This window comes from Serratia sp. JSRIV006 (genome assembly GCF_019968685.1).
Taxonomy (GTDB): domain Bacteria; phylum Pseudomonadota; class Gammaproteobacteria; order Enterobacterales; family Enterobacteriaceae; genus Chania; species Chania fonticola_B.
Genome location: NZ_CP074137.1, coordinates 1,376,635 through 1,392,272, shown reverse-complemented (window position 1 = coordinate 1,392,272; position 15,638 = coordinate 1,376,635). Strand labels below are relative to the sequence as shown.

Genomic DNA, 15,638 nt, shown 5'->3' with positions numbered 1-15,638 from the left:
TTTCTCCTTGCAGATAGCACTTCTCAATGACGCGCACGGCGCAACATCCCGCCACGCGTCCCAAACAAAATCGACATTAAAAACATCACGCTGGCACTGAGGACAATCGCCGGGCCTGCGGGCAATGAAGCGTAGTAGGACCACTCCAGACCAACCAGGCTAGCGAGCAGCCCAATCCCCATAGCCACGGCTAATGTCTGCGGTAAATCTCGCGCCCAAAACCGGGCGCAGGTCGCCGGTAGCATCATCAGACCTACCGACATCAGGGTGCCAAGGATTTGAAAACCGGCCACCAGGTTGATCACCACCAAAGCGAGAAAAAGCCCGTGGATCCACGCCAGCGAGCCTGGTGCACTGACGCGTAAAAAAGTGCTGTCAAAGGATTCAATCACCAGAGCCCGATACAGCACTGCCAGCATCATCAACGAAATACTGGCGATAATGCCTACCATAACCAACGCCTGCGCATCCACCGCCAGGATCGAGCCAAACAGTACGTGCAGCAGATCAACGCTCGAGCCGCGTAAAGAGACCAACGTGACGCCCAACGCCAGCGACCCCAGATAGAAACCCGCAAAGCTGGCGTCCTCTTTTAACGGGGTTTTGCGGCTCACCAGCCCGGACAACATGGCTACGGCCAACCCGGCAATAAATCCCCCTACGCCCATGGCTACCAGTGACATGCCAGAAATCAGATAGCCGATTGCTGCACCGGGTAATACCGCATGGGAAAGCGCATCACCCACCAGGCTCATCCGGCGCAGCAATAAAAACACGCCTAGTGGTGCAGCGCTCAGCGATATTGCCAGGCAGGCAACCAATGCCCGGCGCATAAAACCGAAAGAGATAAAAGGATCGAGCAACAGATGGAGTAGCGTCATTACGCTACCCCCCTCTGATTAGCCGCCGTCGAATAATGCGCTAACACGCGCTCGGCGTTATCCCAATGGCAGAGTTCAGGGGTGAGCAACAACGCTTCGGGGAAATGGTTGGCTACGGTAGACATATCGTGCAATACGGCAATCACCGTTCTTCCCTGCCGGTGTAACTGCGCAATGACCTGCAGCAACAGTTGAGTGGTTGCCGCATCGATGCCGGTGAAGGGCTCATCCAGTAAAATCAGTGGCGCTTGCTGGACCAGTAAACGGGCAAATAGTACGCGTTGCAGCTGCCCACCGGATAACTCCCCCACCGCCTCACGCGCCATGGAACTCATGCCCACGGTGTCTAACGCGCCAGCAATAAGCTGCATGGAGCGTTTATTCACACCGCCAAACAGACCGCTTTGTGGCCAGCAGCCCATAGCGACCAAATCCTGAACCAGAATAGGAAATTGACGATCCAGCTCCGCCAGTTGTGGCAAATAGGCCTTCGCCGGAGCCTTCCCGCCCGCAAAATGTAGCTTGCCGCCCAGCAGCGGGTGCAACCCGGCCAACGACTTCATCAACGTAGATTTACCGGCGCCGTTAACGCCAATCACCGCCGTTAATGAACCGGCGGCAAAACGACCGCATAACGGCGGAAACAGAGGAACGTGGTCATAACCCACGATGGCATTTTGTAGCGTTATCATGGCAGCGCAACCGCCCACGTAATGGCTAGCCATAGTAAGGTCAGCAATACGCTAACGGCTCCGCAGCGCAAGACTGCGGCTGAGGTAAACAGGGTAACGGGAAGGAAAGGCAGCATGGTTATCGCCAAAAAGATGACACAAATGTAATAATATAACATCACACAATCTAGAGATCCTCAAGTCGTTCAAGTGCCAATAATGCAACGGAACGTAACATTTCCAGGTTATCGAGCCGATGCTGCTGAGTGAGCGGCAGAACTATCGAGCGGTAAAAATCTCAAAGCTGGGTAAAAAAGCGTTAATCAGTGAAAAGTTTGCCCATCAAGGCTGGAAAAGGAGTAAGATAGAGGCATAGAATGTGATACAACCAGATATCCAAATGCTAGTAACGCTAAGCCGTTGTTCCGAAGTAGACACACTTTCTGTGAAACAATTAAGGAAAGTGGTCGATAATCAATTATCTGACTTGGTACCGGCGCTCACCAGTGGGCTAAGCTTTTACTCCGAGAATGCACGCTATGTGGAAGGCTCATTAGAAATTATTGAGATTAACTGCATCGGTAATAGCGAGTATTCAATGAGTTACCGCTATCAGTGGTCGATTTTTAACGCATGCCTGGATATCAGTGGTGACGAATACATAAATGATTCTGTCACTTTTACCGTGACGGAAAAGGGTTTGGTGTTTGAGGTTATCGACAACTCACGGCCATCAACCGCTGACGAATTGTAAGTTTCGGTAATAGTAACAGGCTAAATGGCAAAAAATGATTTATATTTAATATGCTGAAAGTTTATTAAGCCTGAGCTAAGCTTCACAACATATGATGTAAATCAATGTACTCACAGAGTGTTATCAACACCGAAATTAAGACTGACGGGGGATGATATGGATGAGTATTCGCCTAAAAGGCACGATATTGCTCAACTCAAATTTTTGTGTGAAAATTTGTACGACGAAGGCATCGCTACCCTGGGTGACAGCCATCACGGCTGGGTAAACGATCCAACGTCCGCCGTCAATCTGCAGCTTAATGAGCTGATCGAACATATTGCTTCGTTTGTAATGAGTTTTAAAATTAAATACATGGACGAAGGTGATTTATCGGAACTGGTCGAAGAGTACCTCGACGATACCTACACGCTGTTTAGCAGCTACGGTATTAATGACTCCGATTTGCGTCGCTGGCAAAAAACCAAGGCACGCACATTCAGATTGTTCTCAGGAGAGGGCGTCTGTACCACAATGAAAACTTAGGGGATAATTATCCTCAAATAAATTTATGGTTAATAAGACTAAAGGTTATCATGACAAAAATTGACTATCTGATGCGTTTGCGTAAATGCACCACGATTGAAACCCTTGAGCGCGTGATCGAGAAAAATAAGTACGAACTTTCTGACGATGAGCTAGAGCTGTTCTACTCTGCCGCCGATCATCGCCTGGCCGAACTGACCATGAACAAGCTATACGATAAAATTCCGGTCGCCGTTTGGAAATTTGTAAGATAATCAAAGTAGCCTTGCGTTGAGCCGATAATATTATCGGCTTCAATGGTCGCTCAGATTAAGCATTATCTTAAAAACTCAAGTTTACTTGCCCCTGAGTTGAAAATCGTGCAGTAGCAACTGGAAACAGTTTTCAATTAAAGGTGAGTGATTTTGTTTTGCGCTGCGCATAAGTGCCACAGTGCGGTTAAGTAATGGCTGTTGTAATTGAATAACGGTTAATTCTTCATCGTTTAAATGCGTCGTATAAAGCTGCGGCAAAATAGCCACCGCTAATTGTGACCGTACCAAACCATACAGCGTTTCCAGAAAATCGACCTGATAACGCGCCGTTAAGTTCAGACGATGGCTTTCCGCCAGTGCCGATACCAATCGACTGCTATTCCCTTTCGAAAATACCGCAATATCTCTGTTTGCCAATTGCCGCCAGGGCAGATGATATGGATCTGCCAAGGGATCGTCCCGGCGCATCACCGCCACAAACGGATCTTCCTGCAACGGATAAATCTCAAGCCGATCTGGCACCGAGCTGTCCAAAGCCCCTATGCCGAAATCTATCTGCCCATTTTCCAACTGTAGCAGCAGGGAATCATTGGTTTGATCGTGGAATTCTACGCGTAACCGCGGGAAATGTTGCGCCAGCAATCGCGGTACCGCAGGAAACAGCAGGTTGCTCACCGAAGGCACCAGACCGATACGTAACGTGCCATCCCCTCCGGCCAACATGACGCGCTGCATATCATCAAAGGTAGCGTGAGCCACATTCAGCAGCCGTTGCGCATGCGGCAGGATCGCCGTGCCTAGTTCCGTCAGGGTCACTGCAGAGGCCGTTCGATTGACTAACTTCCCACCAAGCACGGTTTCGACTTGCCGCAGCGCACTGCTTAACGCGGGCTGGCTGATCGCCAGACGGCTGGCGGTATCAGTGAAATGTCGTAGCTGCGCCAGGGTTACAAAGTACTGAATTTGCTTGAGGGAAAGCGCGGGTAACCGTCGCCATGGCTCGGACATAGGCCTAACCTGCCAGGAAAAGAGGTAAACGTTTGCCACAGCATAAACGTTTCTTATCACACAATAAATTAAATCATCTGTGCAAAGCTTACGCCCCCGCCTACAGTAACTCCCTTACTTTTATTCCGGGGATTATCATGACCACCTTTTCTGTCAGTAACGGTGAACGCCAACGTGCCGTACAGGCTGCGCTGGGGAATACGCCGTTTGATCTCTTGCTGAGCAATGCCAACCTGATCGACATGGTCACCGGGGAAATCCGCCTGGTTGATATTGGCATTGTCGGCCCGCTAATCGCCAGCGTTCATCCTTGTGGTTCCTTGCCAACGGCACATCGGACGCAAGACCTGGCGGGAGCCTACCTCAGCCCTGGTCTGATCGATACCCATGTGCACGTTGAGAGTTCCCACCTGCTGCCAGAACGCTATGCCGAGATCGTCGTCGCACAGGGCACCACCACCATCTTCTGGGACCCGCATGAATTGGCGAACGTGCTTGGCGTTGCGGGAGTGCGCTACGCGGTGGATGCCAGCCGCAACCTGCCCCTGCGAGTGATCTGCGCGGCGCCCTCCAGCGTGCCTTCGACGCCTGGGCTGGAAATGTCCGGTGCCGACTTTGGCGGCAACGAGATGGATACCATGTTAGCCTGGCCCGAAGTGGGCGGCGTGGCGGAAGTGATGGATATGCACGGCGTGCTGCACGGCAGCGAACGAATGCAGGAGATCCTAAACGCCGGGCTTAACAGCGGCAAATTGATTGAAGGCCACGCGCGCGGTTTGAGCGGTCCGCAGTTGCAAGCCTATCTGGCCGCAGGCGTAACCTCCGATCATGAGCTGACCTCTGCTGCCGATGCTCTGGAGAAACTACGCTCTGGGCTGACGCTGGAGATCCGAGGTTCTCATCCTTATCTGTTGCCTGAAATTGTTGCGGCATTAAAATCGCTGCCGCATTTCTCCTCTCAAATCACTCTCTGCACTGATGATGTACCTCCCGATATGCTGCTGGAGAAAGGCGGCGTTATCGCCCTGCTCAATCTGCTGATTGAACACGGATTACCGGCTACCGATGCACTACGGATGGCTACGCTCAATGCCGCCATACGCTTGCAACGTAACGATCTGGGCCTGATTGCCGCAGGAAGGATCGCCGATCTGGTCGTCTTTGACTCCCTGGAACACCTCCAGGCCAGCCGGGTTTACGTTGCTGGCCAGTGTCTGGCAGAGCAAGGCAAAATGCTGGCTCCAGTACAAGCTACGCCAGGCGTATCCGCACCACGTGACACGCTCCATCTGCCACCATTGGCCGCAGATGATTTCATCATGCGGGTTGCGGCCATTCGTCACGGCCAGGCCACGTTGCGCCATATCAAAGGGGCACGTTTTACCCAATGGAATAAAACCACGGTAGAAGTGCGCGACGGCAAGGTACAGCTCCCGCCGGGATTCAGTCTGATTTGGGTACAGCATCGCCACGCCCGACACCCAGCCAAGCCTCAGTTGGCATTGCTGGAAGGTTGGGGCGAACTACGGGGGGCGATTGCCACCAGCTACTCTCATGATTCGCATAACCTGGTGGTGCTGGGCCGCGATCCTAATGACATGGCGCTGGCCGCTAACGCGCTGATCGCTACCGGCGGCGGCATGGCTCTCAGCCAGAACGGTGAAATATTGGCGCAGGTGGCCATGCCGATCGCCGGTATGCTTTCCGATCTTCCCGCCGCACAGCTGGCGCAGCAGTTTAAAAACCTGCGCGATCTGAGTGCCAAGGTTGCAGACTGGGAACCACCCTACCGGGTGTTCAAAGCGATTGAGGGCACCTGCCTGGCATGCAATGCCGGACCGCACCTGACGGATTTGGGCCTGACCGATGGCACAACACGCCAGATCGTTGATCCGCTGGTTGCCTGTTGGGAAACCCCGGCATAAATAATATATAGGTAAGGCATCGGCGGCTTGTCGGTGCTTTTTTTTGGGAGGGGAGAAAGCTAGAAATTGGTGGAGGCCCTGCCAGCTACATCCCGGCACACACGTCACTCGCTACGGCTGCTTCCTTCCGGATCTGACCGAGTTCACCAGTTAGTGTTGCGGGAGAACCAACAGGGCCCCCATTGACGGCTTCTTGAATTGCGAAGCGGTGGGCATTATCGGTGATGGCCAGGCAAATAGCAAGCCAACCGGGAGCAACCGCTGTTTTCTTACCCATCTCCCCCTATCGCGCACTCGTTTGGATTGGTTACCAAGCAGCAATGTTGCTAAATTGTCAGGAGCGAAATATTCGCCGCCTAACTCATCACGCAGGAAGAGAGCCATGCAACCAGAAGACGCAACCTTCAGCCAGCGCGTATTTCATATCCTGGCCGCCATTCCTCCTGGCAAGGTCACCACCTACGGCGAAGTTGCACGGCTGGCAGGCTCACCCCGGGCGGCACGCCAGGTTGGCGGCGTATTACGGCGTTTACCAGAGGGCAGCACCCTACCCTGGCACCGGGTCATTAACCGCCACGGGCAGATCTCACAGCAGGGTGAAGATTTTCAGCGCCAACGGCAGGCGTTACTGGCAGAGGGAATTATTTTCGGCCCGCAGAGCACGGTTGATTTTGAACTGTATGGCTGGCACGGGTAAAAAAAACAGCCTCTGGCCAGAGGCGCAAAGGCTGTCAGATGCAGGCACTGCTGCTTACGGATCTGGGGTCGGAGTGACCTGAACCGGAACGTTTTGTACCGGTACCAGCAGCAGATCGGCCTGGGTCCCATTGCGGTTAATCACTTCCTGGATCGTGTCGGTGATAAACATCAACTGGCCATTCACCGTAATCGCCGCGCTCAGGATGATACGCGCATTAGGCTGAATGTCCGCAGGGTTATACGGTAGCGTAAAGCGGAACGGACTCTGCATACCCTCGGTACGTATCGCCTGCTGTGAAATCACTCGTGAAGGGGCATCAGCAAGTGATGCATCGGACAGGGTCACGGTCAGTACCGCATCCGGTGGCAGCGCGATACGCTGACGAATATTAACTGAGCCCTTGACCACCGGGCCTTGGATCTGCGTTTGCGAGGCCGCAGCGTTAGCCGTCTGCGTTGGCACATCCGCATTCTTGTGGGCACAGCCTGCCAGTGTGATCGTCAATGCAGCTGCTCCCCCTACCATTTGCCAGAGTTTCATGGGTCGGTCTCCTTTATTATTAGTTACATGTTAGTGGCTTAAACCACCACACTGATTAAACCTAGCACAAAATACTAACAACTGCCTATCGGACTAGACCTAAATAGCCCGAAGGGCTCATGACGCATGCCTCTGGCTGCAACAGCTTCCTCCGCCGAAATAACGCAATATATTGACGTCCTGCCATCATATTCAGCACACTGCGCAACATGATAACTAAAAGGATCGCCACTTTATGAGCCAGGCACTGCACAACCTCCTCGAACTGCTGGATTTGGAAAAAATTGAAGAAGGTTTATTTCGTGGCCAAAGCGAAGATCTGGGGTTACGCCAGGTCTTTGGCGGTCAGGTGGTCGGCCAGGCGCTGTATGCTGCCAAGCAAACCGTTCCTGCGGAGCGTATCGTTCACTCCTTCCACAGCTATTTCCTGCGCCCTGGGGATAGCAGCAAACCGATTGTTTATGACGTAGAAACCCTGCGCGACGGCAATAGTTTCAGCGCGCGGCGCGTTAGCGCCATTCAAAATGGCAAACCCATTTTCTATATGACGGCCTCTTTCCAAAGCCCCGAGCAGGGTTTTGAGCACCAAAACACCATGCCGGATGTTCCACCGCCGGAAGGATTGATGTCGGAGTCAGAAATTGCACAAAAGCTGTCGCATATGCTGCCGGAAAAGGTGCGCGACAAATTCATTGGCCCGAAGCCGATCGAAATGCGCCCGGTGAAATTCCACAACCCGTTGAAGGGCAGCGTGGAAGAGCCTTATCGCCATGTCTGGTTCCGCGCCAATGGCACCATGCCGGACGACCTGCGGATCCATCAGTATCTGCTTGGCTACGCCTCTGACTTCCACTTCCTGCTGACGGCGCTACAGCCGCATGGTGTCGGTTTCCTAGAGCCGGGAATGCAGGTGGCGACCATTGACCATTCAATGTGGTTCCACCGTCCGTTCCGCATGGACGATTGGCTGCTGTATGCGGTAGAAAGCACCTCAGCCTCAGGTGCCCGTGGCTTTGTGCGCGGCCAGTTCTACACCCGCGACGGTGTGCTGGTAGCCACGACTGTGCAAGAAGGCGTGATCCGCAAGCGCGATATTTAAATGAAAAAGGGGCGATGTTTCCATCGCCCCCTCAGGGTTTAATTCAACGTATTTTACTGGTTGTAAGCATTCTCGCCGTGGCTGTTCACATCCAGGCCTTCGCGTTCCTGCTCTTCCGGTACACGCAGCCCCACCACGGCCCCGGCGACCTTAAAGGCGATAAACGCGGCCACGCTTGACCACACCAGCGTCACAACAACGCTCATCAACTGGACCCATACCTGATGCCCCATGGTAACGCCATCGGCATAGCCCGTTCCGCCCAGTGATGAGGCGGTAAAGACACCGGTCAACAGACAGCCAACGATACCGCAAACCCCGTGCACACCAAACACATCGCAGGTGTCGTCTACTTTCAGCCATTTCTTCAGCGTAACCACGCCCCACAGACCAGCAATACCACCTACCAGGCCGATAATCAGCGCACCGCCTACACCCACGGTACCTGCCGCTGGCGTAATCGCAACCAGACCAGCGATACAGCCCGAGCAGGCTCCCAGCAGAGAAGGTTTGCCCCGTACGACCCACTCGGCAAAGGTCCAGGAGAGGATTGCACCGGCAGTGGCTATTACCGTATTGAGGAACGCCAGCGCTGCAATACCGTTGGCCGCACTGGCTGAACCGGCGTTGAAGCCAAACCAGCCGATATACAGGATCGAGGCTCCGGTAAATACCATCGGCAGGTTGTGTGGCTTGAAGGCCTCTTTACCATAGCCGGCACGTTTACCCAACAGATAGGCCCCCACCAGACCAGCGCTCGCGGCGTTGATATGCACCACGGTACCGCCCGCAAAATCCAACGCGCCGTCGGTTGCCAGGAAACCACCGCCCCAAACCATGTGCGCGATTGGCAAGTAGGAAATCGTGAACCAGATGGCGGCAAAAATAACCACCGCAGAGAAGCGGATGCGCTCAGCAAAGCCGCCCACCACCAACGCCACGGTAATGCAGGCGAAGGAGCACTGGAACGCCACGTGGATCATCTGGCTAAAGGTGCCGGTCAGGCTGTCTATCCCGATCCCTTTGAGCATCACCGTCTGGAAGCCACCGAAGAAGGCGTTACCTTCGCTGAACGCCAGGCTGTAGCCGTAAATGACCCACAGCACACACACCAGGGCAAAGGTGACGGTCACCTGAGTCAACATTGAGAGGACGTTCTTCGAGCGCAGCAGGCCGCCGTAAAACAGCGCCACTCCCGGTAAAGTCATAAACAGCACCAGCGCGGTGCAAATCATCATAAAGGCGTTGTCCGCCTTGTCTGCCACCGCCGGAGCGGCCAGAGCCAAAGAAGGAACCAGGGTTACCAAACTCAGGCCCAACGTGGATAACAGTCTTTTCATTATCAATCCATCCCCATTCAGTTGACTGAGCCTGCGATCACAGAGCCGCTTCGTCGGTTTCGCCGGTACGAATTCGAATCACACGTTGCAATTCGGCAACGAAAATTTTGCCGTCACCGATCTTGCCGGTGTAGGCCGCCTTGCTAATCACATCAACCACTTCATCCAGTTGGTCATCGGCAATAGCGATATCAATTTTGACCTTAGGTAAGAAATTGACGCTGTACTCCGCCCCGCGATAGAGCTCGGCATGACCCTTCTGGCGGCCAAAGCCTTTGACTTCGGTTACGGTCAGCCCCTGAATACCTACAGAGGATAAAGCTTCACGCACGTCCTCTAACTTGAATGGTTTGATCACCACGGTAACCAGCTTCATATTGCCTCTCCACGATTAAGCCCAAAAACTTACCCCCGGTACGAGTCATATAAAGCAAAGGCTGTGCCACAAATTATTTTTTATTTAAATTCAATTGATTATATAGAAATACCCACAACCAGAGGCCAGCACTGGACGAAAGCAGAGATCGCAGCCGGAAGATTGTGCACTTTTTTGGTGCATTACGCGTTGGGAAAGTGCAGTAGGAGGGAGTTGAAAAGCGCTATTGCCTGTTGGTGGTGCGGGCTCCTGGAGCGGAGCCCTTGCTTAAGATTATGCGGGCTGAGTTTCATCGCGAGTCGTAGCAGCCAACTCTTCACCCACCAGCTGTAGCTGATACATTTGGTAGTAGCGACCCTGCTGTGCCAACAACTGCTGATGGTTCCCCTGCTCCACGGCATGACCGCGATGCAGTACCAGAATAGAGTCGGCATCCACAATGGTTGAAAGGCGATGGGCGATCACCACCAGCGTCGTCTGCTCGCGGATCAGCCGTAAGGCACGCTGGATCGCCTGCTCGGTGCCGGAATCTATATTGGCGGTCGCTTCATCCAGGATCAGGATCTGCGGTGCCTGGACCAACACGCGCGCCAAGGCCAACAACTGCTTCTGTCCCACGGACAGATTATTCCCCTGCTCCCCCAGGCGCGTATGGATGCCATGTGGGAAGCTACGTACCAGTTCCCCCAGTTGCACCGTTTCCAGCGCCTGCCAGACCGCCTCTTCACCGATGGAGCGACCAAGCGTGACGTTTGCCAGCACCGATTCCGCCATCACCACCGGATCTTGCTGCACCATGGCAATGCCTTGGCGCAGGGTACGATGTGAAAGGCTGGACAACGGGCGGCCATCCAGACGAATTTCCCCTTCGCTCAGCGGGTAATAGCCCATCAACAGGTTAGCCAGGGTGCTCTTTCCGCTGCCGGTATGACCCACCAAGGCAACAAAACCCCGTGACGGCACCTGCAACGAGATATGTTGCAGCACTTTTTTGTCGCTGCGGTAGGCAAAACTCAGGTCGCTGATATCAATACGGCCGCTCGCCAACGGGCGATCGTCACTGCCATAGCTCTGCTGGCTGCGATCCATCAGCTCGAAAATACGCTCACCGGCCACCACGGCCTGCTGCAATATCGATTGCTGGGCGGTCAACTCAATCAACGGTTCGTTCAAACGGCCAAGATAGTTGATGAAGGCATACAGCACCCCCACGCCAATCGCGCCTTCACCGCTGAAGCCAAACAGCATCAACAGGCCACATAGCACCAAGGCAGAGAACAGGCTAAGCAGTGGCCGTAACAGAAAACCATCCAGGCGCAGCGTCTGCATCCGGGCGGTGTAATGCGAGCGGCTGGCCGCACTCATGCGCTCACCAAAACGGATCTGCTGACGGAACTGCTGGATCACCCCCATGCCGCTGATCACTTCGTTGAAGCCATCGTTGATATCCGCCAGGTAGCTACGCATCCGCCTCACGATCGGCGTGCTGTAATATTGATAGATCCCCATCACCACCATCACCGCCGGGAAAATGCAGATCGCCACCAGCGCCATGCGCCAGTCCAGGCTGAACATCGCCACCAGCATCGCCCCGATCAGCGCCGCACTTTTCAGTACCGTGGACACCACCATCACATACAGATCTTTGATCACTTCGGTATCGTTGGTCACCCGCGAGATCAATTGCCCAACAGGCTGGGTATCAAAGGCGCTCAGCGGTTGGCGCAGGGCTGCATCCATCACATCGGTGCGTAACCGTTGTACCACCCCGACCGCCACCCGATTAAACAGGATGGCCTGGAAATAGTGCAACGCCGCAGCAAGCAGTTCCAGCAGGATATAAGCCACCGCCAGGGAGCTGACGATCATCAGCGGCAGCTGTCCTTTGGCAACGTAGTTATCAATAAAGTAGCCGATCAGAATTGGCCCGGCGACTTCCGCCGCCGCCGCTACCCACAACATCAATACCGCCAATCCCAGGGGTTTACGATAAGGCGAGCCATAAGCCAGCAAACGTTTCAGCGTTGGCCACATAGTTTGTATCTTACTCATCGGCCAAAACCTCCTCGGAGCTATCAGGAGCCTCATCCAACGCCGCTTTCAATTGCTGATAACGATGCATGTCGCGATACCAGCCAGGCTCACTAGCCAATTTCCCATGCTGCCCGCGCTGTACCACCGAGCCGTGTTGCATCACCAGGATTTCGCTGGCTTCCGTCAGGGCCGAAAGGCGGTGCGCGCTGATGATCACCGTGCGGTTTTGCCCCCAACTGCGCAGGTTATGCAGGATCTGGTGTTCGGTGCGCCCATCCACCGCCGAGAGGGCATCGTCGAGGATTAGAATTTCCGCCTCCAGCAGTAGCGCCCGCGCGATGGAAATACGCTGTTTTTGGCCGCCAGAAAGCATCACGCCGCGCTCACCCACCTCGGTCTCGTAACCCTGAGGCAAACGCAGAATATCTTCATGCACGCTGGCCAGGCGCGCGGCCTGTTCAATCTGTTCCTGAGTGGCCGCCGGGTTGCCCAAGGCGATATTATTGGCCACGCTATCGGAGAACAGGAACGGCGTCTGGCTAACGACCGACAGGCGTGAACGCCACTCGTCGAGCTTGATCTGGGTGAGTGGCAAGCCGTGATAGCTGATATGGCCGTCATCAATATCAAACTGACGCTGGATCAACGAAAGCAACGTCGATTTACCCGAACCGGTAGGCCCACACAATCCCAACATTTGCCCCGGCTGCAACTGCAACGCCACGTCATGCAACGCGGGTTTACTGGTTTGCGGATAATGGAAGGCATTGATGTCCACAGTCAGGTTGCCGCGCCCGGCGGGCAGATCGAGTTCACCATCCTTCACGGCCGGTGCCTCTTCCAGCAGGCTGCGGATACGGCTATAGGCGGCACTGCCGCGCTCGACGATGTTGAACATCCAGGCCAGCGCCAGCATCGGCCAAATCATCAGGCCGAGGTACATGACAAAGCTGGTCAGTTGCCCCAGCGTGAGGGAACCGTTAACCACCATCCAGCTACCGCCGCCGATCGCCAGCAGGTTAGCCGCACCGATAGCGATGTAAATCGTCGGATCAAAGCGCGCATCAATTCGCGCCACGTGCATATTCTTCGCGCCGGTTTGCGCGGCCACTTCGGCAAACTGGTTGGACTGATGATCCTCCAGGCCAAAAGCCTTGATCATACGGATGCTGGTCATGCTCTCCTGTGCCTGATCGTTAAGGCTGGAGAACGCGGCCTGCGCCGACTTGAAACGCTGGTGCAGCTGATCGCCATAGTATTTGATGACGATCGCCATGATCGGCATCGGGATCAGTGAAAGCAGGGTCAATTGCCAGCTGATCTGGGTGCTCATCACGATCAGCACCGCCAGCCCCATCACCAAAGAGTCCACCAGCGTCAGCACGCCTTCACCGGCCGCAAACACTACGCGGTCAACGTCATTGGTCGCTCTGGCCATCAGATCGCCGGTACGGTGGCGCAGATAGAAGGCCGGGTTCTGGCGGCTGAGTTGACGATAGAAGTTTTCCCGCAGTTCGACGGCCAGTTGGTAGGAAGCCCCAAACAGCAGCACTCGCCACACGTAGCGCAGCAGATAAACCACAATGGCGGTACCAATCATCAACCCCAGCCAGGCCATCAGTACCTTGTTGGACATCTGATCCTTGGTGACACCATCAACAATGATGCCAACCAGCTTAGGCGGCAGCAGTTGCAGGATGGCAATGGCAATCAGTAGCACCACGGCCCCGAGGTAGCGGCGCCACTCGCGGCGGAAATACCAGCCGATTTGAGCAAAGAGTCTCACGCAGTTTTATTCCAGACAGTATCCGACAAATTCCCGGCTGCAGCCCTGCAACCTTAACATTCAACAGTAGAGTGACGATTTCACTCTGGCACGGGTAGCGCCGTGGTGTATTTGATTTTTTCCATCGCGAAGCTGGAAGTGACATCAATCAGCCCCGGCACGCCGGTCACCAGGCGTTTATAGAAATTGTCATAGCTTTTCATGTCCGCTACCTCGACCTGCATCAGGTAATCATACTCCCCCGCCATACGGTAAAACGCCAACACTTCCGGCATCTGCGCGGTGAGATCGACAAATTTCTGATACCACTCGCTGCTGTGCTGCTGGGTTTTTATCAGCACAAACGCCGTCAGGCCAAGCCCGAGCTTTTCATTATCCAGCAGCGCGACACGCGCGCGAATGTAACCTTCATCTTCCAGCCTTTTTAGCCGTTTCCAGCAAGGCGTTGAGGTCAGATTCACCGCTTCGGCCAGCACTTGCAGCGATTGCGTACAGTCCTGTTGCAGCATGCACAACAGTTTACGGTCTGTTTTATCCAACATAAGGTGATTTCATAGAAAATATTTCTCCCATTAGGCGATTAAACAGGAAAAATGGCAATCCTTTTTTCTCGCTGAACCGCTATGCTACTGCATAAATTAAGACCCTATTTTGAGGCCAGATCATGACAAACGCTTGGGTAAAATATGCTATTGGTGAAATAGAAGCGGATTTCCAACGCTCCGCCGATACGCACTTGATCCGCTTGAACCTGCCGGAATTTCCCGGCATCTATCTTTACCTGAAAGATGAAAGCACCCATCCCACCGGCAGTCTGAAACACCGCCTGGCGCGTTCGCTGTTTCTTTATGGGCTCTGTAACGGTTGGATCAACCAGAACACGCCGATTATTGAAGCCTCATCGGGCAGCACGGCGGTATCTGAAGCCTATTTTGCTCGCCTGCTCGGCCTGCCGTTTATCGCGGTAATGCCTTCCTGCACGGCTAAACGTAAGGTCGAGCAAATCGCCTTTTACGGTGGCCGCAGCCATTTTGTCGATCATGCTGCCCAGATTTATGCGGTGTCAGAGGAGTTGGCCAAAGAGCTGAACGGCCATTATATGGATCAGTTCACCTTTGCCGAACGCGCCACCGACTGGCGTGGTAACAACAACATCGCCGACAGTATTTTCCGCCAGATGGAGCGCGAACCGCACCCGGTTCCGAAACACATCGTGATGAGTGCAGGCACTGGCGGCACTTCGGCAACGCTGGGGCGCTACATTCGCTATCAAGGGCATGATACCCAGCTCACCGTGGTCGATCCGGAAAACTCGGTGTTCTACGACTGCTTCCATCATGGCGATCGCACCCTCATCGGCAGCTGTGGCAGCCGCATCGAAGGGATTGGTCGCCCACGCGCCGAACCGTCGTTTATCCCTTCGGTGATCGACAACATGATGCGCGTGCCTGATGCCGCCAGTATCGCCACCATTTACTGGTTGGAAGGTATTCTTGGCCGCAAGGTAGGCGCGTCCACCGGGACCAACGTCTGGGGAGCACTGCAACTGGCCAGGCAGATGCGGGATAAAGGCGAGCAAGGTGCCATCGTCACCCTGCTATGCGACAGCGGTGAACGCTATCTGGATACCTATTACAACAGCGACTGGGTCAGCAACCATATCGGCGATCTGACGCATTACAGTACCCAACTGGCTAACTTGTTAGAAAAGTAAGTTATTAAGTTATTAATACGAAGTTCAGGGG

General features: G+C 54.3%; 16 protein-coding genes and 1 other RNA gene. 7 read left to right on the top strand and 10 right to left on the bottom strand.

The genetic code is table 11. The annotated features are described in order from the left end of the window. Positions 1 to 23 precede the first annotated feature (23 nt). Positions 24 to 881 (bottom strand): metal ABC transporter permease, encoded by an 858-nt coding sequence (locus KGP16_RS06285; RefSeq protein WP_094981189.1) that lies wholly within the window; start codon positions 879 to 881, stop codon positions 24 to 26. Further along, positions 881 to 1,573 (bottom strand): metal ABC transporter ATP-binding protein, encoded by a 693-nt coding sequence (locus KGP16_RS06280; protein ID WP_094981217.1) that lies wholly within the window; start codon positions 1,571 to 1,573, stop codon positions 881 to 883. Before KGP16_RS06280 ends, KGP16_RS06285 begins: the two co-directional genes overlap by 1 nt. A gap of 379 nt (positions 1,574 to 1,952) precedes the next feature. Here KGP16_RS06280 and KGP16_RS06275 point away from each other — a divergent pair, with 379 nt between their 5' ends. The 3 genes from KGP16_RS06275 to KGP16_RS06265 all read left to right on the top strand — a co-directional run bounded on the left by KGP16_RS06275 (position 1,953) and on the right by KGP16_RS06265 (position 3,085). After that, positions 1,953 to 2,306, top strand: coding sequence for a hypothetical protein (locus KGP16_RS06275; RefSeq protein ID WP_094981218.1), 354 nt, complete (start codon positions 1,953 to 1,955; stop codon positions 2,304 to 2,306). Between the two features lie 156 nt (positions 2,307 to 2,462). Continuing rightward, positions 2,463 to 2,831 (top strand): Hha toxicity modulator TomB, encoded by a 369-nt coding sequence (gene tomB / locus KGP16_RS06270; protein WP_021180141.1) that lies wholly within the window; start codon positions 2,463 to 2,465, stop codon positions 2,829 to 2,831. A gap of 50 nt (positions 2,832 to 2,881) precedes the next feature. Further along, the gene (locus KGP16_RS06265; protein ID WP_021180142.1) at positions 2,882 to 3,085 is read left to right on the top strand and encodes an HHA domain-containing protein; all 204 of its coding nucleotides are present in this window, start codon (positions 2,882 to 2,884) and stop codon (positions 3,083 to 3,085) included. An 81-nt stretch (positions 3,086 to 3,166) separates the two neighbouring features. Here KGP16_RS06265 and KGP16_RS06260 read toward each other — a convergent pair whose 3' ends face one another. Beyond that, on the bottom strand, positions 3,167 to 4,093 hold the full coding sequence (locus KGP16_RS06260) for a LysR family transcriptional regulator (RefSeq protein ID WP_059200026.1): 927 nt from the start codon (positions 4,091 to 4,093) through the stop codon (positions 3,167 to 3,169). Positions 4,094 to 4,230: 137 nt separating this feature from the next. Between KGP16_RS06260 and KGP16_RS06255 the strand changes: the two genes are divergently transcribed. Then, positions 4,231 to 6,018: an adenine deaminase gene (locus tag KGP16_RS06255; RefSeq protein WP_223500979.1), complete on the top strand. Its 1,788-nt coding sequence runs from the start codon at positions 4,231 to 4,233 to the stop codon at positions 6,016 to 6,018. 76 nt (positions 6,019 to 6,094) lie between these two features. Here the strand turns inward: KGP16_RS06255 and ffs are convergent. Next, an RNA gene (gene ffs / locus KGP16_RS06250) (signal recognition particle sRNA small type) lies at positions 6,095 to 6,191 on the bottom strand. Positions 6,192 to 6,400: 209 nt separating this feature from the next. Between ffs and KGP16_RS06245 the strand changes: the two genes are divergently transcribed. Beyond that, entirely contained in the window at positions 6,401 to 6,715 is a 315-nt protein-coding gene (locus KGP16_RS06245) for an MGMT family protein (RefSeq protein WP_021180150.1), read from the top strand. 54 nt (positions 6,716 to 6,769) lie between these two features. On the opposite strand, the gene KGP16_RS06240 is transcribed toward KGP16_RS06245, so the two are convergent. Beyond that, positions 6,770 to 7,258, bottom strand: coding sequence for a YbaY family lipoprotein (locus KGP16_RS06240; RefSeq protein ID WP_223500978.1), 489 nt, complete (start codon positions 7,256 to 7,258; stop codon positions 6,770 to 6,772). 235 nt (positions 7,259 to 7,493) lie between these two features. Here KGP16_RS06240 and tesB point away from each other — a divergent pair, with 235 nt between their 5' ends. Further along, the gene (gene tesB / locus KGP16_RS06235; protein ID WP_021805471.1) at positions 7,494 to 8,357 is read left to right on the top strand and encodes an acyl-CoA thioesterase II; all 864 of its coding nucleotides are present in this window, start codon (positions 7,494 to 7,496) and stop codon (positions 8,355 to 8,357) included. Between the two features lie 53 nt (positions 8,358 to 8,410). On the opposite strand, the gene amtB is transcribed toward tesB, so the two are convergent. The 5 genes from amtB to KGP16_RS06210 form a co-directional block, all read right to left on the bottom strand. Beyond that, on the bottom strand, positions 8,411 to 9,697 hold the full coding sequence (gene amtB, locus KGP16_RS06230) for an ammonium transporter AmtB (protein WP_021180153.1): 1,287 nt from the start codon (positions 9,695 to 9,697) through the stop codon (positions 8,411 to 8,413). Between the two features lie 37 nt (positions 9,698 to 9,734). Then, positions 9,735 to 10,073, bottom strand: coding sequence for a P-II family nitrogen regulator (gene glnK / locus KGP16_RS06225; protein ID WP_004949337.1), 339 nt, complete (start codon positions 10,071 to 10,073; stop codon positions 9,735 to 9,737). A gap of 273 nt (positions 10,074 to 10,346) precedes the next feature. Then, positions 10,347 to 12,125 (bottom strand): SmdB family multidrug efflux ABC transporter permease/ATP-binding protein, encoded by a 1,779-nt coding sequence (locus tag KGP16_RS06220; RefSeq protein WP_223500977.1) that lies wholly within the window; start codon positions 12,123 to 12,125, stop codon positions 10,347 to 10,349. Beyond that, a complete protein-coding gene (locus KGP16_RS06215) occupies positions 12,118 to 13,893 on the bottom strand; it encodes a SmdA family multidrug ABC transporter permease/ATP-binding protein (protein WP_223500976.1) in 1,776 nt (591 codons plus the stop codon). Before KGP16_RS06215 ends, KGP16_RS06220 begins: the two co-directional genes overlap by 8 nt. 80 nt (positions 13,894 to 13,973) lie before the next feature. Further along, on the bottom strand, positions 13,974 to 14,435 hold the full coding sequence (locus KGP16_RS06210) for an Lrp/AsnC family transcriptional regulator (RefSeq protein WP_021180156.1): 462 nt from the start codon (positions 14,433 to 14,435) through the stop codon (positions 13,974 to 13,976). A 122-nt stretch (positions 14,436 to 14,557) separates the two neighbouring features. On the opposite strand from KGP16_RS06210, the gene KGP16_RS06205 reads away from it, so the two are divergent. Further along, positions 14,558 to 15,607 (top strand): PLP-dependent cysteine synthase family protein, encoded by a 1,050-nt coding sequence (locus KGP16_RS06205; RefSeq protein ID WP_094981194.1) that lies wholly within the window; start codon positions 14,558 to 14,560, stop codon positions 15,605 to 15,607. Positions 15,608 to 15,638 lie beyond the last annotated feature (31 nt).